Origin of the sequence: Marinactinospora thermotolerans DSM 45154, assembly GCF_900167435.1 — a bacterium.
Classification (GTDB): Bacteria; Actinomycetota; Actinomycetes; order Streptosporangiales; family Streptosporangiaceae; genus Marinactinospora; species Marinactinospora thermotolerans.
Genome location: NZ_FUWS01000002.1, coordinates 443,757 through 465,088 on the forward strand (window position 1 = coordinate 443,757; position 21,332 = coordinate 465,088).

Consider the following 21,332-nt stretch of genomic DNA (forward strand, 5'->3'; position numbering starts at 1 on the left):
GGACGCGCGGTGATGTCAGCACCGACCACGCCATGAGCGGGTCTACCCATCGTAAACGTTATGTGACGTCCACGGTGCGAATCGTTGACCCTCCTCCGGCGACGCTGGTAGACAACCAACTCAGCGGCGAGAAGATCACTCTCCCCCCGAGCAATGAGGGAATCCGCTCCATGGTCGTTCGACAGACACCTTCGAGACCGAGATCCTCCCGCTGGACGGCGCTGGGCGCCGCCGTGCTGGCCTTCGTGGTGGGGTCCCTCCCCACCGCCGCGGCGGCCGAGTCCGCCGACGGGGCGCCGACCACGCTGACCCTCGCCGTCTCCCAACCGGTCGATTCCCTCAGTCCCTTCCTCGCCCAGCGGGCCATCAGCACCAACATCCACCGGCTGGTCTATGACTACCTCACCAACTACGACGCCGAGACCAACGAGCCGATCGGCGCCATCGCGGAGTCATGGGAGGTCTCGGAGGACCAGCTCACCTGGACCTTCCACCTCCGAGACGGCCTGGAGTGGAGCGACGGCGAGCCCCTGACCGCCGACGACGTCGCCTGGACCTACACCACGATGATGGAGGACGAGGCCGCGGCCACGGCCAACGGCAACTTCGTCGCCAACTTCGAGAAGGTCACCGCCCCCGACGACGCCACCGTCGTCGTCAAGCTGGCCGAACCCCAGGCCACGATGCTCGCCCTGGACGTGCCGATCCTGCCCCGGCACGTCTGGGAGAACGTGGACGACTTCGCGAGCCACAACAACGACCAGGACTTCCCCGTCGTCGGCAGCGGGCCGTTCGTCCTCACCGGCTACGAGCCCAATCGCTCGATCACCCTGGAGGCCAACCCCGACTACTGGCGGGGCGCCCCCGGCTTCGACCGGATCGTGTTCCGCTACTACAACGACCAGGACGCGATGGTCGAGGCGCTGCGCAAGGGTGAGGTCTCCCTGGTCAGCCAGCTCACCCCGGCCCAGGCCGACGCGCTCGCCGGCGAATCCGGCATCACCGTCAACGACGCCAGCGGCAAACGCTTCATGGGCTTCACCATCAACCCCGGGGCTCGCACCCAAGACGGTGACCCCATCGGCGACGGCCATCCGGCGCTGCGCGACCGCGACGTGCGCCGCGCGATCACGATGGCCATCGACAAGGAGGCGATCGTCGAACGGGTCTACGGCGGCTACGCCGAGGCCGCCGAGGGCTACATCCCCTCCCGGTACGGCGACTACCACTGGACCCCGGCCGGGGACGAGCGGCTGGCCTTCGACCCCGAGGCGGCCAACGCGCTGCTGGACGAGGCGGGGTATGAACGCGGCGAGGACGGCGTCCGCGTCTCCCCCGACGGCGAACGGCTCTCCCTGCGCCTGCACGTCCACAACGACCGGCCCGACTACGTGCAGACCGGCCAGTTCGTGGAGGAGTGGCTCACCGACATCGGTGTCGAGGTCCAGGGCGAATACGTCGACCCCGGCAAGATCGGCGACGCGCTCACCAGCGGCGAGTACGACCTGATCTTCACGGGCTGGGCGGTCAACCCCGACCCCGACTACGTGCTCGGCATCCACACCTGCGACGCGCTTCCGGTCGAACCGGGCACGATGCGCAGCGACTCCTACTTCTGCAACGAGGACTACGACGAGCTCTACCGACGCCAGATCGCCGAGTACGACCCGCAGGAGCGCGCGAACCTCGTCAAGGAGATGCAGCAGATCCTCTACGAGGAGGCGGTCGTCAACGTGCTGGTCTATCCCAACACGCTGGAGGCCTACCGATCCGACCAGATCGCCTCCATCCAGGTCCAGCCCGATCCCGGCGGCAACATCTGGGGACAGGACGGCTACTGGAGCTTCTGGTCGGCCCAGCCCGCCGACGCCGCGGGCTCCTCGTCGGGCGTCTCCGGTGCGCTGATCGCCGGTATCGCCGCGGGGGTCGTCGTGGTCGGCGCGGGAGTCGTCTTCCTCGTCGTGCGCCACCGCTCGGCGACGGCGGAGGACCGCGAATGACCGGGACCCAGGCCCCGGTCACCGCGGCCGCCGGCTCCGCCCCGGACAGGGGCGGGGAGGGCCGGCCCGGCCGGGGCAAGGCGCTGCGCTACATCGCCGGGCGACTGCTGACCTCGCTGCTGTCCCTGGTCGCGGTCATGTTCACCGCGTTCTTCCTCTTCCGCATCCTGCCCGGCGACCCGGTGCGGGCCATGACCGAGGGACGCTCGGTCAGCGTCGAGCAGATGGAGGAGCTGCGCCGCCAGTTCGGGCTGGACAAGCCACTGCCGCAGCAGTTCGTCGACTACTGCCTGGGGCTGCTCCGCTTCGACCTGGGGGTCTCCTACCAGTACCGCGTCCCCGTCGTCGAGCTCATCGCCGACCGGTTGTGGCCTACCGTCCTGCTCTCGGGCACCGGCACGCTGTTGGCCGCGCTGCTGGGGCTGTGGCTGGGGACCCGTTCGGCGTGGCGCCGCGGTTCGGTCTCCGACCGGGTCAACTCCGGTGTCGCGCTCACCCTGTGGTCGGTGCCGACGTTCTGGTTCGGGCTGATCCTCATCGTCCTGCTGGCCTCGGGCGCCGACCTCTTCCCCACCGGCGGCATGATGACGCCCGGGACCACCGGGGCCGTCGCGGTGACGCTGGACGTCGCCCACCACATGGTGCTGCCCGTGGCCACGATGGTCGCGGTCCTGTACGCCCAGTACCTGATGATCATGCGTTCCTCGTTGCTGGACGAGATGGGCGGCGACTACCTGGTGACGGCCCGGGCCAAGGGACTGCGCGACGCGTTGGTGCTCCGCCGCCACGCGGTCCCCAACGCGCTGCTGCCCGCCGTCACGCTGATCTTCCTCAACATCGGGCTGGTCGCCTCGGGCGCGATCCTGGTCGAGACGGTCTTCTCCTGGCCCGGGCTGGGAACGCTGTTCTATGAGGCCCTGTCCGTTCCCGACCTCCCGCTCGTGCAGGCCCTGTTCATCTTCTTCTCCGCGGCGGTCATCCTCATGAACCTGGTCGCCGACCTTGTCTACCCGCTGCTGGACCCGAGGGTGCGCTCATGAGTACGACCGAACCGGCGGCGACGCCGGAACCCCGCCCGGCACCGCGAAGCCCCGGTCCCGTGGACGGCCCGGAGGGGGCCACGGCCTCCCCGCGCAGGCTCGCCCGGCAGCGGCGTCGGCGGGCGCTCGCGCGGTTCTGGCGCGACTACCGGGCCAACCGCGCCGGACTGTTCGGCCTGGCGGGGCTGGCGTTGTTCGTCCTGGTGGCCCTGGCCGCCCCGTGGCTCGTCCAGCCCGCGGATCTCAGCGTCACCCGGGCCCCCGGCCTTCCCTACCAGCCGCCGAGCCTCGACTATCCGCTGGGGACCGACAACTTCGGCCGTTCGGTGCTCGACCTCGTCATCTGGGGGTCACGGGTGTCGCTGCTCGTGGGCTTCCTCGCCACGCTGGTCTCGGTCACCCTGGGCGCGCTGATCGGGATCATCGCCGGTCATTTCGGCGGGGCCACCGGGACCGTCCTGATGCGCGTCACCGACTGGTTCCTGGTCCTGCCCACTCTGGTGCTGGCCATCGCGCTGGCCACGGTGCTCAGCCGGAGCGTGTTCACCATCATCCTGGCGATCGGGGTCACCGCGTGGCCGACCACGGCCCGTCTGGTCCGCGCTCAGACGCTCGCGGTGGAGGCCCGCCCCTACATCGAGCGGGCCAGGGCGCTGGGCGGCGGGCATCTGCACATCATGATGCGCCACGTGCTGCCCAACGTCATGCCGTTGGTGCTGGCGCAGACCACGCTGCTCGTGGCCAGCTCGATCATCATGGAGTCCACCCTGGCGTTCCTCGGCCTGGGCGACCCGACCACCGTGTCGTGGGGTGGTGTCCTCCAAGACGCCCGCAACGCGGGCGCGGTCAGCTCCGGCGTGTGGTGGTACCTGCTCCCGCCGGGCCTGGCGATCGCGCTGGTGGCGCTCTCCTTCACGCTGTGCGGCCGGGCCCTGGAAGGCGTGCTCAACCCGAGGCTGAGGGACCGCTCGTGAACTACCTGGAAGTCAACGACCTCACCGTCACCTACCGCACCCAGGGCGGCCCGTTGCCCGCGGTGCGCGGCGTCGACCTGACGGTCGAACCCGGGAGCAAGCTCGGTATCGCCGGCGAGTCGGGGTGCGGCAAGTCCACGGTCGCGCTCGCGCTGCTGCGGCTGCTGCCCAAGTCGGCGGTGCTGGGCGGGCGCGTCCTGCTCGACGGTGAGGACGTGCTGACCATGAAGTGGGGCCGATTGCGCGCGGTCCGCTGGGCCGGCGCCTCGATCGTCTTCCAAGGGGCGATGCACGCGCTCAACGCCGTGCACCGCATCGGCGACCAGATTGCCGAGCCGATCCTGCTGCACGGCGGGGTGACCCGGGCCGAGGCCGCCCGCCGCGCAGGGGAGCTGCTGGAACAGGTCGGCCTGCCCGCGGCGCGCGCCGCCGCCTACCCGCACGAACTGTCGGGAGGCCAGCGTCAACGCGTCATGATCGCCATGGCGCTGGCCTGCGAGCCGCGGTTGATCGTCGCGGACGAGCCGACCACCGCGCTCGACGTGATGATCCAGGCCCAGATCCTGCGGCTGATCGACCGCCTGATCGGCGACCACGGCATCAGCATGGTGATGATCAGCCACGACCTGTCGGTGCTGGCCGACACCTGTGACCGGCTCGCCGTGATGTACGCCGGGCGCGTGGTCGAGGAGGGGCCGGCGGCGGAGGTGTTCGCGGCCCCCCGCCACCCCTACGGCCAGGCTCTCGGCGCCGCGTTCCCGCGGATCGGCGATCCGGCGTCGCGCCGCAACCCGCGCGGACTGCCCGGAGACCCGCCCGACCCGGCGGCCCTGCCCTCGGGCTGTTCCTTCCGACCCCGCTGCGGGGTCGCCGAGGAGCGCTGCGCGCACGTCGACCCGACGCTGTGGCCCGCGGGCCCTGGACGGAGGGCCGCGTGCGTGCGGGTGCTCGACGGGACGGTCGAGGCGCCCGCGGCGCGGACCGCACCCGAGACGGCCGTGGAGGAGACCCGATGACCATTCGCACCGACGGGGTCGCCGGGCCCGTCCCCGAGACGGCCCCGGCCATTCTCGCGGCGCGCGACCTGCGCGTGGAGTTCCGCGGCCGGGGGGAACGCGCCGTCGCCCGCGCCGTCGACGGGGTCGACCTCGACGTGCGGGCGGGCGAGATCGTCGCCCTGGTCGGCGAATCGGGGTGCGGGAAGACCACATTGGCCCGCACGCTGCTGGGCCTGGAGCGGCCGACGGCCGGACAGGTGACCTTCGAAGGCCGGCCGCTGGGCCACCGCGCCCGTGAGCTCAAGGCCTACCGCCGCCGCGTCCAACTGGTGTTGCAGGACCCCAACGGCTCCCTCAACCCCCGGCACACCGTCTACGACGCGGTCGCCGAAGGGCTGCGCATCCACCACGGGACGACCGCCGACGAGCGGGAGCGGGTCGCCGCCGCGCTGTCTCGGGCGGGGCTGCGCCCGCCCGAGCGGTTCTTCCTGCGCTACCCCCACGAGATGTCGGGCGGACAGCGCCAACGTGTCGTGATCGCCGGGGCGTTGGTGCTGGACCCCGAGGTCATCGTCGCCGACGAGCCGGTCGCCTCGCTCGACGCCTCGGTGCGCGGTGAGATCCTCGACCTGCTGTTGCGCCTCCGCGACGACCTGGGGCTGTCGGCCCTGGTGGTGACCCACGACCTCGGTCTGGCCTGGAACATCGCCGATCGGGTGGCCGTGATGTACCTGGGCCGCATCGTCGAGGTCGGCTCGGTCGAGGAGGTCCTGACCGCGCCACGCCACCCCTACACCCGCGCATTGCTGTCGGTCCTGCCCGAGGGCCGGACCGGGGAGCCCATCATCCTGACCGGTGAGCCGCCCGACCCCACCAGGATCCCCGGGGGATGCCGTTTCCACGCCCGCTGCCAGGTGCTGGCCTCGGGCGAGGCCGAGCGCGCGGGGATCGCCGAACGCTGCCGCACCGAGGATCCCGGGATCCTCTCGGCGGTTCCGGTGGCGCAGGTGGCCTGCCACCACGCCACCGGCCAGGACGGCCGGGGATCCCCCGGTTAGTGGCCTGGCAGACCCAGCAGACCCAGTTCGCGGAGCTCGCGGTGCTCTCGGGCCGAGCGGGCGAGCAGCGAAACGGTCCGGCCGTCGGCGCGCCCGTCCGCGGGCAGGCCCATCGAACGCTGGAACTCCTGCAACGCCAGGATGCGCTGGGCCGGCGCGGCGGCCGCGTCCAGCAGTCCCAGCTCGATCAGCAACGCGCGGACCTCGGCGGGGTCGGCCTCGGGAAGGACGAGATCGGGGGCGAGCGCACCGGCCAGCACCGCGCCGGCCCAGGTGAGAGCGTCACGCAGGAGGTCGGTGAAACGGTGCTGCCCCCGGTGGTGGACAGGGACGTCGGAGCGCCAGGCCCCGGTGGGGTGCGGTGCCCGGATCGTGGCCATCGTGATCACCTCCCGGGCGGAGGTCTCCGCCCTCATCCGCCAGTATTCCCAGCCGGGGCGAGCCCGACCTCATCCTCGAGAGGGGAGTTCGGTTAAGCCGAAAGTAGGGGGTGGGCGTGCAGGAGAGCGGTCCGGTCGCCCCCGGAGCGGAGGCGACCGGACCCGCCTCACCGCAGGGCGGGCTCGTCCAGGACGAGTGTCGCGGCGTCGGCGTCCAGGGTCGCCGTCACCCCCAGGGGGACGGTGAGCTGGCTCGGCGCGTGGCCGAACCCCAGCTCCCACACCACGGGGACGCCCAACGGCGCCAGCCGCTCCAGCATCAACGCGCGGATCCCCTCCGGCCCCGGCGTGCAGTTGTGCCAGGATCCCAGGGCGATCCCGGCCACGCCGTCGAGCCAACCGGTGCGCAGCAACTGGGTGAGCATCCGGTCGATCCGGGAGACGTCCTCACCGACGTCCTCCAACAGCAGGATCCCGCCGGCCGCCGAGGGGCGGCTGTGCGGGGTGCGCAGACCGTCGTTGAGCAGGCTCAGATTGCCTCCGATCGTGACCCCGCGGGCCTTCCCCCCGATCAGCGTCGCCGCCCCCGGCGAGGTCAGCCTCAGGCGTGACTCCGGTTCGAACAGGGTCGCGCGCAGCTCCGCCGAGGTGCGGGCGTCCCCGACGAACTCCGCGGTGGCCAGCACCGGGCCGTGCACGGTCGCCACCCCCAGCTCGCCGGCGAACGCCTCGTGCAGCGCGGTGACGTCGCTGTAGCCGACGAACGCCTTCGGCCGCGCCGCCCGCATCGCCGCGAAGTCGAGCAGGTCGACGGTGCGGTGCGCGCCGTCGCCGCCACGGGCGCACAACACCGCGGCGCTGTCGGGGTCCGACCACGCCTCCTGGAGGTCGCGGGCGCGGTCGGCGTCCTTGCCGGCCAGGTAGGGCAGGACCGGATGACGGTCCAGCACGTGCCGGCCCAGACTCACCTCAAGCCCCCAGCCGCGCAGGAGCGCGCACGCCTCCTCCAGCCGTTGCCGGGGTACCGGCCCGCACGGGGCCACCACCGAGACCCGGTCGCCGGGACGCAGCCGCCGTGGCCGCCTGCCCGGACGCGCGGCGGTCACGGCCGCAGCTCCACCGGCTCGGCATCGGTCTCGAACCCGAACACCTGGGCGTACAACGACAGTTCGGCGTTGAGCGCCGCCCGGATCGTCGCCTCCTGGCGGAAGCCGTGCTGCTCACCGGCGAACGCCAGATAGGCGTGGGGCACGCCCCGGCCCTGGATGCGTTCCAGGAAACGTTCGGACTGCACCGGCGGACAGATCTCGTCCTCCAGCCCCTGCAACAGCACGAACGGCGCGTTGATCGAGTCGGCCCGGTTCACCGGGGAGCGTTCCTCGTAGCGCCGTCGCTCCTGGGGCCAGGGGCCGACCAGGGTCTCCAGGTACCGCGACTCGAAGTCGTGGGTCTCGCCCGTGCGCCACCCCACCAGGTCCAAGATGGGGTACAGGATCGCGCCGCAGCGGAAGACGTCGGTGGAGGCCAGGGCCGCCGCCGCCGTCCACCCGCCGGCGCTGCCGCCGCGGATCGCCAACCGTTCGGGGTCGGCCAGGCCGCGCTCGGCGAGGTCCCGGGCCACCGCGACACAGTCGTCGACGTCGACGATCCCCCAGGTGCCGCGCAGCCGCTCCCGGTAGGCGCGGCCGTGGCCCGTGGAACCGCCGTAGTTGACCTCGGCGACGCCGATGCCGCGGCTGGTGAAGTAGGCGATCTCAAGGTCGTGCACCATCGGGGCGCGGCTGGTGGGGCCACCGTGGACGAAGACGACGTAGGGGGCGGGGGTCCCCTCGGGACCGGTCGCCTCGGGGTTGTGCGGCGGGTAGAGGTTGGCGTGCACGTCGCGACCGCCGGGCCCGCGCACCACCATCGCCTGGGGGCGGGGCAGGTAGTCGGCGAAGGGGTCATCGGCGTCGTCGCCGGGCGGCCGGCTCAGCGACTGCCACTCGCCGGTCACCGTCGAGACGGAGACCACCTCGGCGGGAAGAGTCGGGGAGAAGGCCACGCCGATGACGGAGTTGCCCGCCGCGCCCCCCAACGTGATCCGGCCGCTCCACTCGGTGTGGGGCGTGGTCAGGTCGACGAGCTCGCCGGAGTCGGGGCTGAGCAGCCCCAGGGAGGTGGCCGCCCGGCCGTGCACGACGGCGATCCGGCCGTCGGGCAGCGGAGCCGACCACGTGGCGCCGGTCTGCCACAGCGGACCGCCGAACTCCTCGTCGCGGCGGCACAGGTTGACCGGCTCGCGCACGGCCTCGCCCTCCGGGTCCAAGGTGAGCTGGTGCGGGTTCCACCACCCCTGGGGATCGGTGACGCAGTAGAGCGTGGTGGCGTTGACCCACTCCACCTGGACGACCGCCTGGTCCTTTCCGCCCGCGACGCGGCGCGCCCCGTCCACCCTGCCGTCCTCGGTGATCTCGCCGACCATGAGCGCCGTGGAGTCCCAGGGCATGTCCGGGTGGTCCCAGCCGATCCAGGCCAGCCGGCGCCCGTCGGGGGAGATCCGCGGACAGGCGAGGAAACGGTGGCCCGAGGCAACGATCCGGACCGACCGGGGGTCCTCGGCGGCGGAGCCGTCCAGCGGCACCGCCACGATCGCCCGTTCCACGTCGGTGGGGGCCGGACCGGTGTGCAGTTCACGCACGCACCACACCTCCGTGCCGTCGGGGGTCACGACCGGTTCGGCGTAGCGGACCCCCGAGGGCAGGCCCGGTTCGGGCGTCAACGGCCGGGGAAGCGCGACCGGGCCCGGGGCGGGGTCGTGCGGGTGGCGGGCGCGGCCGGGCTCGTAGCGGTACAGCCGCTGGTCGGAGTACTCGCTGAACACCACGACCGGGCCGTCGCCGCCGCGGAACAGGACATAGGGCCGGCCGCCGTATTCGTGGACCCGGTTGCGCACGTTCCAGGGGGCGGGCAGGACCGTCTCGACGCCGCCCGGGCTGCTGTCCAGGCGGACCCGGCACAGGGTCACCCGACCGCCTTCCCCGGGCCGGGGCTCGGTCCACCACACCTCCTCCTCAAGCGTGGCGGGCCAGTTGGGGGCCCCGTCGTGCCGGGCCACCGCCGCGGCGTCGATCGGGGAGGGCCACGAGCCGTAGGGGAGGGAGCGCTTCGTCACCGCCGGGCCTTTCCTGTTCGTCGTCTCCGCCGGCCGGGGAGCACCGGCCGGTACCGCCGGGACGGCCGTCACCGGCCGCCCCGAGTCAGCCGGGCCGCCCTATTCGACCGTGGTCAAGAAGCGGTCCAGCACGCGGGCGCCGAAACGCAGTCCGTCGACCGGGACCCTCTCGTCCACGCCGTGGTAGAGCGGGGCGAGGTCGAGACCCGGCGGCATGCGCAGCGGCGAGAACCCATAACCGGTGATACCCAGCTGCGAGAACTGCTTGGCGTCGGTTCCCCCTGTCAGGCATACCGGGACGACCTGGCCGTCCGGATCGTGGGCCAGCAGCGCCGCCCGCATGGCCGCGAACGTCGGCGACTCCACCGGGGACAGCAGGGGGACGGAGTGGTGGGCGTACTCCCAGGCGACCCGGTCACCGGTGAGCTCGTCCATGGTCGAGGCGAACTCGGCCTCGCCGCCGGGGACGACCCGGCCGTCAACGCCGGCCGTGGCGGTCTCCGGGATCACGTTCACCTTGTAACCGGCCTCCAGCATGGTCGGGTTGGCGCTGTTGCGCAGCGTGGAGCCGACCAGGGCGCCGGCCGCGCCCAGCGATTCCAGCAGGGGGTCGATGTCGAGTTCGGGGGAGAAACCCGGGGCGTCCAAGTCCACCTTGCGGCCCAGCGCCGCGGCGATCTCGGTGATCGCGGCGCGTGTCGTCGAGGTCAGCCGGACCGGCCAGCGGTGCCGGTGGATCCGGGCCACCGCGGCGGCCAGCTCGCCCACCGCGTTGTCGGGGTTGGCCTTCGAACCGTGCCCGGCGGTGCCGTGGGCGGTGAGCCGCAGCCACGCGCTGCCGCGCTCGCCCGCGCCGATCGGGTACAGCCGCACGGGGTCGCCGCCGGGGGTGGCGGCGTGGAAGGTGTACCCCCCCGACTCGCCGATCCCCTCGGTGCAGCCCTCGAACAGGCCGGCGTGTTCGCGCACCAGCCAGTCCGCGCCGTAGGCGGCGCTGTCCTCCTCGTCCGCGGTGAAGGCCACGACGACGTCCCGGCGCGGGCCGCGCCCGGTGCGCCCCCAGGCGCGGACGAGGGCGAGCACCATCGCGTTGGTGTTCTTCATGTCGACCGCGCCGCGGCCCCACACCATGCCGTCACGGACCTCGCCCGAGAACGGGTGGACCCGCCACTGGGCGGGATCGGCGGGCACCACGTCCAGGTGGCCGTGGACGAGCAGGCCCGGCGCGCCGGGGTCGCTACCGGGGATCCGGGCGACCACGTTGGTGCGTCCGGGCGCCGATTCCAGCAGTGTCGGCTCCACGCCGGCCTCGGCCAGCCGTTCGGCGACGTACTCCGCCGCCGGGCGCTCCCGGCAGTCACCGCCGCCCCGGTTCGTGGTGTCGATGCGGATCAGGTCGGAGGTGAAGGCGACGACCTCCTCGTCGGTGATCGCCCAGTCGGCGTCGCCGGTCCGATCCGTTCCCTGGATGTCAGCCATAGCTGTTCTCCACCGCGTTGGAGATGAGGGTGGTCACGGCCTTGAAGCAGCGGATCATCTCATAGGCGTCGGGGGAGGTGTAGCGGACGCGCCGCTCAGACACCAGTGACACGCCCGGAACCAGGGTCGCGGCGCCGGCGAGGTGGGCGGCGTCGACCTCGACCTCCACCGTCAACGGCGCCTGCCGCGCCGGGGCGGTGCGCCCGGCCAGCGCCACGGCGGACTTGGCCGCGGCGGCGATGGCCGCCCGGGTCCGCTCGGGGGGCCGGCAGATCGCCGCATAGCGCGACACGTGCTCCTTGACCGCGACGGTACGCGCGTCGGGCGCGTAGGAGGCGGCATCGACGCAGGTCAGGTCGTCACCGGTGACGAGTACGACCGGAACGCCGTACTGGGCGGCGACGTGGGCGTTGAGCCGTCCCTCGCTCGCGGGTTCCCCGTCCAGCCACACCCCGGTGATGGAGTTGGGCAGGTAGGTGTGGGCGAGGACGCCTTCGGCCCCCGCTCCGCAGTGGTAGCCGACGAACGCCACCCCGTCGATGTCGCCGCGTTGCACGCCCTCGACCATGCTGAGGTCCTTGTGCCGGCCCGTCAGCATCGTCGCGCGGTCGTCGAGCCGCTCCAGCAGCAGGTTGCGCATCGTGGCGTGGGCCTCGTTGACCACGACCTCGGTCGCCCCGCCGGCCAGGAAGCCCGCGATGGCGCCGTTGACGTCGGAGGTGAACATCGCCCGGCAGCGCTGCCACTGCTCGGTGCCCGGTGCCACGTCGGCCGGCCAGGTGACCCCGGTCGCGCCCTCCATGTCGGCGGAGATGAGGATCTTCACGGCCCGACCCTAGTACCTGGGGCGGCGCGCCGCACGCCTTGGACGCGTCCGGCGGCCAGGCGTCTAGGGCAGGGTCAGGATCTCCGCGCCGTCCTCGGTGATGACCAGGGTGTGCTCGAACTGGGCGGTGCGCTTGCGGTCGGCGGTCACCGCGGTCCAACCGTCGTCCCAAATGTCGTACTCGATCGTGCCGAGGGTGATCATCGGTTCGACGGTGAAGGTCATCCCGGGCACCATGACGGTGTCGGCGTGCGGGTCGTCGTAGTGCGGCACGATCAGGCCGGAATGGAACTCGGGGCCGACACCGTGGCCGGTGAAGTCGCGGACCACGCCATAACCGAACCGCTTGGCGTAGGACTCGATGACCCGGCCGATCACGTTGATCCGGCGGCCCGGACGGCACGCCTTGATCCCGCGCATGGTCGCCTCGTGGGTGCGTTCGACCAGCAGCCGGGACTCCTCGTCGGTCTGGCCCGCGATGAAGGTGGCGTTGGTGTCGCCGTGCACCCCGTGGATATAGGCGGTGATGTCGATGTTGACGATGTCGCCCTCGGCCACGACGGTGTCGTCGGGGATGCCGTGGCAGATGACCTCGTTGAGCGAGGAGCACAGGGACTTGGGGTAGCCCTTGTAGCCGAGCGTGCTCGGGTAGGCGCCGTGGTCGCACAGGAACTCGTGACCGATCCGGTCGAGCTCGTCGGTGGTGACGCCCGGACGCACGTTGCGGCCGACCTCCTGGAGGGCCTGCGCGGCGATGCGCCCGGCCACCCGCATGGCCTCGATCGTCTCGGGGGTCTGGACGTCCCCGAGGACGCCCTCGACCGGGCGTTTCCTGCCGACGTACTCCGGGCGCTCGATGTGGGAGGGGACCGAACGGGGCGGCGAGATGCGCCCGGGAACCAGCGGGGTCGTCATGACAGACGAGTGTAGTTCGTGTCAGGAAGGTCCGCTCTCGTCGTCCACCGGCTCCCCGGGGGTGGTGCCGGTGCGGTGTCCGTGGGGTAGAAGGGCGGTTGACGGCGCTCGGACACGGCGCCACGGACCCGAGGAGAACGGACATGAGTGACCGACCCGACAGCGACCACCAGTGGTGGTACTGCCTGAAGCACAACGCGCCGGAGTACGGTCCCGGCTGTCCGGGCAAGTACCGTCTGGGGCCCTATCCCGACGAGGCGACGGCGGCCTCGGCGCTGCGCATCGCCGAAGAGCGCAACGAGGCATGGGAGGAACAGGACGAACGCGACTGAGCGCGTGGGCCGCGCGCGGCGTCTCAGTCCAGGACGCGCGGCCCGCTGACGACGTCGAGGAAGCGGGAGATCCGGTCGCGCAGCCCCGGACGGCGGCGACGTTCCGCCGGATGTCCGGCCGCGGTGCTGACCAGGTGTTGCAGTCCGTCGAACGACAGCGGGGCGTTCGACGGATCGAGGCTGATGGCGTCGTGGGCGAGCGCCGAGAGCTCGGGATCGCCCTGGTCCAGTGCGAGGATGGTCGCGCCGGTGCGCCGGGCGTCGTCGACCCGCTCCAGCAGGGGGACGGGCGCCGCGGGGGCGGGGTTGACCACGAACAGGGTCTCGCCGCGTCGCGCCTCGGCCAGCCGGTCCAGCCCGATCCGCAGATGGGCGGGCGCGTCGGGGGGCGGGTCCCAGCGCACCAGGGTCGGCGACAGCTGTGGCAGTCCCGCGTAGCGGCTCTCGTCGGCGAGGTGGGCGGTCAGATGCCAGGGTTCGTCCTCGGCCGTGCCGACGAGCAAGAGGCCACCTGGCTCGCGGGTGTGGCGCAGGGCGCGGGCGAGCTCCTCGGTGCGATCCAGCCAGGGGGTCGCGGCGAGGAGCTCGCGCAGGGCCGCCACGTGGTGAGCTTCCACGCCTCCCATGGTGCCTCATGAACCGGGTCGCGCGCAGGAATACCCGGCGAAGTCGCGGCCCCGCCTCACCTCGACCGTGGAAGGGGCTGGGAGAATCGGCCCATGGCAGAGCAGAGATCTCCACACGACCTTCCCGATGTCGCCGGCCTGTCGGTCGCCGTACTCGGAGGAACCGGCGACCAGGGACGTGGACTGGCACGGCGCTTCGCGCTGGCCGGGCACGAGGTGATCCTCGGGTCGCGCAGCGCCGAACGCGCGCGGTCCGCCGCAGAGGAACTGGGGGCCGGGCTGCCGGTGCGCGGGCTGGACAACGCGGCGGCGGCCGAGCAGGGCGACATCGTCATCGTCGCGGTCCCCTGGGAGGGCCACCGCGACCTGCTGGCCTCCCTCGCCGACCGGCTCGCCGGCAAGATCGTCGTCGACTGCGTCAACCCGCTCGGGTTCGACAAGAAGGGCGCCTACGCGCTGCCGGTGGAGGAGGGGAGCGCCGCCCAGCAGGCGGCGGCCGTCCTGCCCGACAGCCGGGTCGTCGCCGCCTTCCACCACGTCTCCGCGGTGGTGCTGCTCGACCCCGAGGTCGCCGAGGTCGACCTCGACGTGCTGGTGCTGGGAGACGACCGCGAGGCCACCGACACGGTGCGCGCCCTGGCCGCGCGCATCCCCGGCGTGCGCGGGATCTACGGTGGCCGGCTGCGCAACGCCCACCAGGTCGAGGCGTTCACCGCCAACCTCATCTCCATCAACCGGCGCTACAAGGCCCACGCCGGGGTCCGCGTCACCGACGTGTGAGCGCGCCGCCGTTGAGCGATGACACCGGGGCCGCGGTCACGCCGCGGACCCCGGTGCGCAGGGTGGTCTCCCTGGTCCCCTCGCTGACCGAGGCGGTGGCGGGCACGGCCCCCGGGCTGCTGGTCGGGGCCACCGACTGGTGCTCCCACCCGCCGGGGCTGTCCGTGACCCGGGTGGGCGGGACCAAGAGCCCCGACCTGGCGCGTGTCATCGCTTTACGCCCCGACCTGGTGCTGGCCAACTTCGAGGAGAACCGCCCCCAGGACCTGGAGGCGCTGCGCGCCGCGGGGATCGCGGTGTGGACGACGGTGATCCGCACCCTGCCCGAGGCCCTGGACAGCCTGGAGCGCGCGCTCGCCGCGTGCGGCCGGCCCGCGCCGTCGTGGCTGCGCCGGGCCCGCGCCACCTGGGAGGACGTGCTGGGGGAGCCGCCGGCTCCGGTGCGGCGGGCGGCCGTGCCGATCTGGCGGCGGCCCTGGATGGCGCTGGGACGCGACACCTTCGCCGGTGACGTGCTGGCCCGGCTGGGCGTGGCCAACGTCCACGCCGACGCCTCGCAGCGCTATCCACGGCTCACCCCGCGGGAGCTCGCCTCGGGAGCCGAGCTGCTGGTCTTCCCGGACGAGCCCTACGCCTTCGGGCCGCAGGACGGACCCGAGGCGTTCCCCGGCGTGACCGCGGCCTTCGTCAGCGGACGCGATCTCACCTGGTACGGGCCGTCGCTGGTGGCCGCGCGCGGACGGTTGGAGCGGGCGCTGGGCCTGCCGTGACCATCGCCCCGGTCCCCGCCTCCGGGGCGGGGACCGGGGGCGGGGGTCACAGCCAGCCCCGCACCTTCTCGATGAGCCGTACCGGGTCGCCGCCGACGGGGGTGACGTTGAGGTCGGTGACCCCGGCGGCGCGGAAGGCCTCGATCCGCTCGCGGACGTAGGACTCCGGCCCCACCAGGTTGGTCAGCTCGACCATCTCCTGGGGCACCGCCGCGGCGGCCTCGTCCTTGCGGCCGGCCAGGTAGAGCTCCTGGATCTGCTCCGCCGCCTCCTCATAGCCGTAGCGGCGGGCGAGGGTGTTGTAGAAGTTCTTGCCCTTGGCGCCCATGCCGCCGACGTAGAGCGCGATCTGCGGGCGGGCGAAGTCGAGCAGCCGCTTGGTCTCCTCGCCCTCGCCGATGGCGAGCAGGCCGCCGGCCGAGATCTCCAGCGGGCCGAGTTCGGGGGCGCGGGCGGCCCGGCCGGCCTCCAGGGAGGCGCCCCAGACCTCCTCGGCCTTCTCGGGGATGAAGAAGATCGGCAGCCAGCCGTCGGCGATCTCCGCGGTCAGCTCCACGTTCTTCGCGCCGAGGGAGGCGACGTAGAGCGGGATGCGGTCGCGCACCGGGTGGTTGATGATCTTCAGCGGCTTGCCCAGGCCGGTGCCCTGGTCGGGGGGAAGGGGCAGGGTGAACACCTTGCCGTCGTGGGTCAGCGGCTTCTCGCGGGCCCAGACCTTGCGGCAGATCTCGATGACCTCGCGGGTGCGGGCCAGCGGCTTGACGTAGGGGACGCCGTGCCAGCCCTCGATCACCTGGGGACCGCTGGCGCCCAGGCCGATGACGGCCCGTCCGTCGGACAGGTAGTCCAGGCCCGCGGCGGTCTGCGCGATGAGGGTCGGCGTCCTGGTGTACAGCGGCAGGATGGCGGCCCCGATGCGGACCCGTTCGGTGCGGGCCGCGATGTAGCCCATGAGGGTGGGACTGTCGTAGCCGTAGGCCTCGGCCACCCAGACGGTGTCGAGTCCGGCCTTTTCCAGGTCGGCGAGCCGGTTGGCCGATTCCCTGAGGTCGCCCGCGTAGCCCAGGGGCATGGAGATGCGCATGTGGATGCCTCCGCTGTCCGTCGCACCAGGATTCGGGTCAGCCTACCGCCGAGTAGCGTTCGGTTTCATGGGAGGGGGCGGATCGGCCGCCGCCCGGGCGCCCCGGGCGGCGGCACGGCGGTTCCCGCGGTCAGGCGTAGGAGTGCGCCTCATCGGGGAAGGTGCCGGCGACGACCTCCTCGGCGAACCCCCGCGCGGCGTCGCCCAGGTCGGAGGCCAGGTCGGCGTAGGTCTTGACGAACTTCGCCACCCGCGGCGACAGCCCGGCCATGTCCTGCCAGACCAGCACCTGGGCGTCGGTACCCGAACCCGCGCCGATGCCGACCGTGGGAATCGACAGCTTCCCGCTGATCTCCCGGGCGAGCGCGGCCGGCACGCACTCCAGGACGACCGCGAACGCCCCCGCCTGCTCCAGCGCCTGGGCGTCGGCCAGCAGCCGCTCCCCGTCCGCCCCCCGGCCCTGGACCCGGTAACCGCCGATGGTGTTGACGGCCTGGGGGGTCAACCCGATGTGGGCCATCACCGGGACGCCGGAGGCGACCAGCGCCTCGACCTGGGGAACGACGCGCTCGCCCCCCTCCAGCTTGACGGCGTGCGCGCCGCCCTCCTTCATGAAACGCGCCGCGGAGGCCAGGGCCTGCTGCGGCGAGCCCTGGTAGGACCCGAAGGGGAGATCGGCCACGACCAGGGCGCGCCGGGTCGAGCGGGAGACGGCGGCGGTCAACGGCAGCAGGTCGTCGACGGTCACCGGCAGGGTGGAGTCGTAGCCGTAGACGACCATCGCGGCGGAGTCGCCGACGAGCAGGACGGGGATCCCCGCCTCGTCGAAGATGCGGGCGGTCAGCGCGTCGTAGGCGGTCAGCATCGGCCAGCGTTCGCCCCGCTCCTTGGCCAGGGCGATGTCGCGGACGGTGACGCGGCGGGTGGACGTCCCCCCGTACAGGGCGGGGGCAGGGGTGGTGTTCATGCGTTCCTCCGTTGTCTCGAAGCGCCTCTCGGCGTCCCCGGACGTGTCGGTAACGGTACCGGCGGACTTCACCGGTGCGGCCATGGTCGCACGGCCGCGGTCACCCGCCGCGCCCCGGGGGTGAGGAGCGGACCAAGCGGGAGAGCGGCGGAACCGGGCCGGTGTGGAGCGTGGGGGAGCGGGGAGGAGAGCGGTGTCACGTTCGTGATGCGCGGAACGGATCGGTCTCGTCCTGTCCAGGGTGGGGAACCCGTCGAGACCGACGACAGGGGGCTTTCGTGGACCGTTCGACCATCCACCGGCGGCGTTGGGCGATCCTGGGCGTCCTCGTGATCAGCCTGCTCGTGGTGGTGCTCGACAACACCATCCTCAACGTCGCGCTGCGCGTGCTCTCCGACCCCCACCAGGGGCTGGGGGCCACCCAGAGCCAGCTCGCCTGGGCGATCAACTCCTACACCCTCGTCTTCGCCGGCCTGTTGTTCACCTGGGGGGTCATCGGCGACCGCTTCGGCCGCAAGCGCATCCTCGTCCTCGGCATGCTCCTGTTCGGCCTGTCCTCCTTCGCCTCGGCCTACGCCCAGACCCCCGAACAGCTCATCTGGGCACGCGCACTCAAGGGACTGGGCGGGGCGGCGGTCATGCCCCAGACGCTGTCGATCATCACCAACGTGTTCGACCCCGAGGAGCGCGGGCGGGCGATCGGCGTGTGGGCCGGTGCCGTCGGCCTCGCGATGGGCATCGGCCCACCTCTGGGCGGGCTGCTGCTGGAGCACTTCTGGTGGGGCTCGGTCTTCCTGATCAACGTGCCCGTCGTCGCCGTCGGTCTGGTGCTCATGGTCGTCCTCGTCCCCGAGTCCCGCAACGAGCGGCCCGGAGGGTTCGACCCGCTCGGGGTGGTGCTGTCCATCCTCGGCCTGGTGCTGCTCGTCTACGGCATCATCAGGGCCGGGGAGGAGGGCGTCCTGGCCGACCCCCTCGTACTCGGCTCCGTCCTCGCCGGCCTGGCGGTGCTGGCCCTGTTCGCCTGGCACGAGGCGCGCACCGCCTCCCCGGCCCTCGACGTGCGGCTCTTCCGCGACCCGCGCCTGGCGGTCGCCATCGCGGCGATCATGCTGGTCTTCTTCGCGATGGCCGGCGTGATGTTCTTCATCAACTTCTACCTGCAAAGCGTCCGCGCCTACTCGCCCCTGCACGCGGGCCTGCTGGTCATCCCGATCGCGCTGGCCCAGCTCGTCTTCTCACCGCTCAGCCCGCTGCTGGTGGCGAGGTTCGGGCCCAAGGCGGTCTGTTCCACCGGTCTGGCGCTGGTGGCCACGGCGCTCGGCTCCTACGCGCTGCTCGGCCGCGACACCCCCATCTGGATCCTGGAGGCGGTCTTCTTCCTCCAGGGCGCCGGCATGGCCATCGTCATGACACCGGCCACCGAGTCGATCATGTCCTCGGTGCCCCGGCACCAGGCGGGAGCGGCCTCGGCGGTGCAGAACACCGTGCGCCAGGTCGCCACGGCGCTCGGCGTCGCGGTGCTCGGCGCGGTCGTCTCCGCGGTCTACCGGGCGGAGTTCGGCCCGTGGCTGTCCCGGCTGCCCGAGGACGCGCGCGCCGCCGCGGGGGCGTCGATCGAGGGGACGCTGGCGATCGCCCGGGAGGCGGGTCCCGCCGGGCAGGGGATGGTCGAACCCGCGAAGCAGGCGTTCCTGGCCGGCATGCACGTCGCCGCGCTGTGCTCGCTGGGCGTCGCCCTGGCCGGACTGGTCATCGTCATGATCTGGCTGCCACGCCACGGACGGCCGGTCGGGAACCGGGATGCGCGTCCGGTCGAGGTCGGGCACAGTAGGACAGGACCCCGCGAACGAGGGTCCCCGGCCTCTCCCCCCGACGACCCCGATGAATGAGCGACCCATGCAGACCCCTCCCGGCCGCAGGCCCGGACGGCCACGGAGCAGGCGCGCCGACGACGCCATCCTGAGCGCCGCCCTCGATCTGCTCGGCGAGCGCGGCAACATCGCGGAAGTCTCGATCGAGGCCATCGCGGCCCGGGCCGGAGTGGGGAAGGCGACCATCTACCGTCGCTGGCCGGGCAAGGAGGAACTGCTCGTCGACGCGGTGGCCACCCTGCGCCCTCCGCTGCCCGACCTGGACGAGGGCTCCATGCGCGGCGACCTCGTGCTGTTGCTCGAACAGGTCTGCGCGGAGATGGACGGCAAGCTCCAGCGGGCGATCAACGCCCTGCTGGTGAGCCGCGCCCACCCCGAGATCGGGGCGCGCATCAAGCACGCCGTGCTGGCCCCCCGTCGTGAGGCGCTGTACCAGGTCCTCCGCCGCGGTGCCGAGACCGGGGAGCTGCGACCCGGCGCCGATCCGGAGGCGGTGCTCAACCTCCTCATGGGCGGCGCCCTGCTCCACCGGCGTTCGGCCGGCGGCGGCAGCCCTCGCGCGTGTGCCGAACTGCTCGTCGACACCCTCCTCGCGGGCATCGCCGCGCCCCGTCCCGCCTGATCGGAAGAGCGGCGGGGCACGGCCCGACGGACCGCGCCCCGCCTCCGAGGAGCGTCACAGGGTCGGCAGGTAACGGTTCAGTTCGTAGGGCGTCACCTGCCGCCGGTACTCCTCCCACTCGGCCTTCTTGTTGCGCAGGAAGAAGTCGAACACGTGCTCGCCGAGGGTCTCGGCCACCAGTTCGCTGTTCTCCATCGCCCGGATCGCCTCGTCCAGGCTCTGCGGCAGCGGGGAGATGCCCAGCGCCCGCCGCTCGGCGTCGGTGAGCGCCCAGACGTCGTCCTCGGCGCCCGGCGGCAGCTCGTAGCCCTCCTCGATCCCCTTCAGACCGGCGGCCAGGATCACCGCGTAGGCCAGGTAGGGGTTGCAGGCCGTGTCGAGCGAGCGGAACTCGATCCGGCTGGAGTTGCTCTTCGTCGGCTTGTACATGGGCACCCGGACCAGGGCGGACCGGTTGTTGTGGCCCCAGCACACATAGGCCGGCGCCTCGCCGCCGGCGCCGGCGGAGGCGGAGGCGTTGTCCCACAGCCGCTTGTAGGAGTTCGTCCACTGGTTGCACACGGCGGTGATCTCGGTGGCGTGGCGCAGCAGGCCCGCGATGAAACCGCGCCCCACCTTGGAGAGCTGGTATTCCGCCCCCGGCTCGTAGAAGGCGTTACGGTCGCCCTCGAACAGCGACAGGTGCGTGTGCATACCCGACCCCGGGTACTCGGTGAACGGCTTGGGCATGAACGTCGCGTAGACGCCCTGCTCCAGCGCCACCTCCTTCATCACCAGCCGGAAGGTCATGATGTTGTCGGCGGTGGTCAGCGCGTCGGCGTAGCGCAGGTCGATCTCCTGCTGGCCGGGTCCGCCCTCGTGGTGGCTGAACTCCACCGAGATGCCCATGCTCTCCAGCATCATGATGGCGTTGCGGCGGAAATCGTGGGCGCTGTTGTGCGGGGTGTGGTCGAAGTAGCCGCCCGAGTCGCTGGGCTCGGGGAACTCACCGAACTCCGGCTTCTTCTTCAACAGGTAGAACTCGATCTCGGGGTGGGTGTAGAAGGTGAACCCGAGGTCGGAGGCCTTGCCGAGCTGGCGCTTGAGCACGTGACGGGGATCGGCGTAGCTGGGCGAGCCGTCGGGCATGAGGATGTCGCAGTACATCCGGCCGGTCCCGTGCGGTTCGTTGCGCCAGGGCAGGATCTGAAACGTCGAGGGGTCGGGCTTGGCGAGCATGTCCGCCTCGTGCACCCGGGCGAACCCCTCGATCGCCGATCCGTCGAACCCGATGCCCTCGGCGAAGGCGGCCTCCAGTTCGGCCGGCGCGATGGCCACCGACTTGAGGTAGCCGAGCACGTCGGTGAACCACAGTCGCACGAACCGGATGTCGCGCTCCTCCAAGGTCCGGAGCACGAACTCCTGCTGTCGGTTCACGGTCCACCTTCCTTACGGTCCAAGCGCGTCTGACGCG

General features: G+C 72.2%; 20 protein-coding genes. 10 read left to right on the top strand and 10 right to left on the bottom strand.

From position 1 onward, the window contains the following. Nucleotides 1-170 precede the first annotated feature (170 nt). From B5D66_RS04950 to B5D66_RS04970, 5 genes are read left to right on the top strand one after another with little or no spacing between them, the layout of a single operon-like run. On the top strand, nucleotides 171-2,000 hold the full coding sequence (locus B5D66_RS04950; RefSeq protein ID WP_078760392.1) for an ABC transporter substrate-binding protein: 1,830 nt from the start codon (nucleotides 171-173) through the stop codon (nucleotides 1,998-2,000). After that, nucleotides 1,997-3,040, top strand: coding sequence for an ABC transporter permease (locus tag B5D66_RS04955; RefSeq protein ID WP_078760393.1), 1,044 nt, complete (start codon nucleotides 1,997-1,999; stop codon nucleotides 3,038-3,040). The genes B5D66_RS04950 and B5D66_RS04955 overlap by 4 nt, the downstream gene beginning before the upstream one ends. Then, nucleotides 3,037-4,014 carry an ABC transporter permease gene (locus B5D66_RS04960; RefSeq protein WP_078760394.1) on the top strand — a complete coding sequence of 326 codons (978 nt, stop codon included), beginning with the start codon at nucleotides 3,037-3,039 and terminating at the stop codon, nucleotides 4,012-4,014. The genes B5D66_RS04955 and B5D66_RS04960 overlap by 4 nt, the downstream gene beginning before the upstream one ends. After that, nucleotides 4,011-5,030, top strand: coding sequence for an ABC transporter ATP-binding protein (locus tag B5D66_RS04965; RefSeq protein ID WP_144389969.1), 1,020 nt, complete (start codon nucleotides 4,011-4,013; stop codon nucleotides 5,028-5,030). The genes B5D66_RS04960 and B5D66_RS04965 overlap by 4 nt, the downstream gene beginning before the upstream one ends. After that, nucleotides 5,027-6,070: an oligopeptide/dipeptide ABC transporter ATP-binding protein gene (locus B5D66_RS04970; protein WP_078760395.1), complete on the top strand. Its 1,044-nt coding sequence runs from the start codon at nucleotides 5,027-5,029 to the stop codon at nucleotides 6,068-6,070. The genes B5D66_RS04965 and B5D66_RS04970 overlap by 4 nt, the downstream gene beginning before the upstream one ends. On the opposite strand, the gene B5D66_RS04975 is transcribed toward B5D66_RS04970, so the two are convergent. The 6 genes from B5D66_RS04975 to map form a co-directional block, all read right to left on the bottom strand. After that, complete coding sequence (locus B5D66_RS04975; protein WP_144389970.1) at nucleotides 6,067-6,450, bottom strand: peptidoglycan-binding protein; 384 nt, start codon at nucleotides 6,448-6,450, stop codon at nucleotides 6,067-6,069. The genes B5D66_RS04970 and B5D66_RS04975 overlap by 4 nt on opposite strands. 167 nt (nucleotides 6,451-6,617) lie before the next feature. Further along, nucleotides 6,618-7,556 (bottom strand): S66 peptidase family protein, encoded by a 939-nt coding sequence (locus B5D66_RS04980; RefSeq protein ID WP_078760397.1) that lies wholly within the window; start codon nucleotides 7,554-7,556, stop codon nucleotides 6,618-6,620. Beyond that, on the bottom strand, nucleotides 7,553-9,604 hold the full coding sequence (locus tag B5D66_RS04985; protein WP_078760398.1) for a S9 family peptidase: 2,052 nt from the start codon (nucleotides 9,602-9,604) through the stop codon (nucleotides 7,553-7,555). Before B5D66_RS04985 ends, B5D66_RS04980 begins: the two co-directional genes overlap by 4 nt. Before the next feature lie 99 nt (nucleotides 9,605-9,703). Next, complete coding sequence (locus B5D66_RS04990; RefSeq protein WP_078760399.1) at nucleotides 9,704-11,083, bottom strand: M20/M25/M40 family metallo-hydrolase; 1,380 nt, start codon at nucleotides 11,081-11,083, stop codon at nucleotides 9,704-9,706. Then, on the bottom strand, nucleotides 11,076-11,909 hold the full coding sequence (locus tag B5D66_RS04995; RefSeq protein WP_078760400.1) for a M55 family metallopeptidase: 834 nt from the start codon (nucleotides 11,907-11,909) through the stop codon (nucleotides 11,076-11,078). Before B5D66_RS04995 ends, B5D66_RS04990 begins: the two co-directional genes overlap by 8 nt. A 63-nt stretch (nucleotides 11,910-11,972) precedes the next feature. Then, complete coding sequence (gene map, locus B5D66_RS05000) at nucleotides 11,973-12,824, bottom strand: type I methionyl aminopeptidase (RefSeq protein WP_078760401.1); 852 nt, start codon at nucleotides 12,822-12,824, stop codon at nucleotides 11,973-11,975. Nucleotides 12,825-12,967: 143 nt separating this feature from the next. Here map and B5D66_RS05005 point away from each other — a divergent pair, with 143 nt between their 5' ends. Beyond that, nucleotides 12,968-13,156 carry a hypothetical protein gene (locus tag B5D66_RS05005; protein ID WP_078760402.1) on the top strand — a complete coding sequence of 63 codons (189 nt, stop codon included), beginning with the start codon at nucleotides 12,968-12,970 and terminating at the stop codon, nucleotides 13,154-13,156. A gap of 23 nt (nucleotides 13,157-13,179) precedes the next feature. Here B5D66_RS05005 and B5D66_RS05010 read toward each other — a convergent pair whose 3' ends face one another. Then, nucleotides 13,180-13,782: a hypothetical protein gene (locus B5D66_RS05010; protein ID WP_078760403.1), complete on the bottom strand. Its 603-nt coding sequence runs from the start codon at nucleotides 13,780-13,782 to the stop codon at nucleotides 13,180-13,182. A gap of 93 nt (nucleotides 13,783-13,875) precedes the next feature. On the opposite strand from B5D66_RS05010, the gene npdG reads away from it, so the two are divergent. Together npdG and B5D66_RS05020 are read left to right on the top strand one after the other, a co-directional pair. Beyond that, nucleotides 13,876-14,562 carry an NADPH-dependent F420 reductase gene (gene npdG / locus B5D66_RS05015; RefSeq protein ID WP_078760404.1) on the top strand — a complete coding sequence of 229 codons (687 nt, stop codon included), beginning with the start codon at nucleotides 13,876-13,878 and terminating at the stop codon, nucleotides 14,560-14,562. Between the two features lie 11 nt (nucleotides 14,563-14,573). Next, on the top strand, nucleotides 14,574-15,332 hold the full coding sequence (locus B5D66_RS05020) for a helical backbone metal receptor (protein WP_078760405.1): 759 nt from the start codon (nucleotides 14,574-14,576) through the stop codon (nucleotides 15,330-15,332). 46 nt (nucleotides 15,333-15,378) lie between these two features. On the opposite strand, the gene B5D66_RS05025 is transcribed toward B5D66_RS05020, so the two are convergent. Further along, nucleotides 15,379-16,416 carry an LLM class F420-dependent oxidoreductase gene (locus tag B5D66_RS05025; RefSeq protein ID WP_078760406.1) on the bottom strand — a complete coding sequence of 346 codons (1,038 nt, stop codon included), beginning with the start codon at nucleotides 16,414-16,416 and terminating at the stop codon, nucleotides 15,379-15,381. Between the two features lie 130 nt (nucleotides 16,417-16,546). Then, nucleotides 16,547-17,383 (bottom strand): 3-methyl-2-oxobutanoate hydroxymethyltransferase, encoded by an 837-nt coding sequence (gene panB, locus B5D66_RS05030; RefSeq protein WP_078760407.1) that lies wholly within the window; start codon nucleotides 17,381-17,383, stop codon nucleotides 16,547-16,549. A gap of 278 nt (nucleotides 17,384-17,661) precedes the next feature. On the opposite strand from panB, the gene B5D66_RS05035 reads away from it, so the two are divergent. After that, nucleotides 17,662-19,275, top strand: coding sequence for an MFS transporter (locus tag B5D66_RS05035; protein ID WP_078760408.1), 1,614 nt, complete (start codon nucleotides 17,662-17,664; stop codon nucleotides 19,273-19,275). Between the two features lie 7 nt (nucleotides 19,276-19,282). After that, on the top strand, nucleotides 19,283-19,879 hold the full coding sequence (locus B5D66_RS05040) for a TetR/AcrR family transcriptional regulator (protein WP_235000754.1): 597 nt from the start codon (nucleotides 19,283-19,285) through the stop codon (nucleotides 19,877-19,879). Nucleotides 19,880-19,933: 54 nt separating this feature from the next. Here the strand turns inward: B5D66_RS05040 and B5D66_RS05045 are convergent, their stop codons facing one another. Continuing rightward, a complete protein-coding gene (locus B5D66_RS05045) occupies nucleotides 19,934-21,295 on the bottom strand; it encodes a glutamine synthetase family protein (protein ID WP_200813520.1) in 1,362 nt (453 codons plus the stop codon). Nucleotides 21,296-21,332 lie beyond the last annotated feature (37 nt).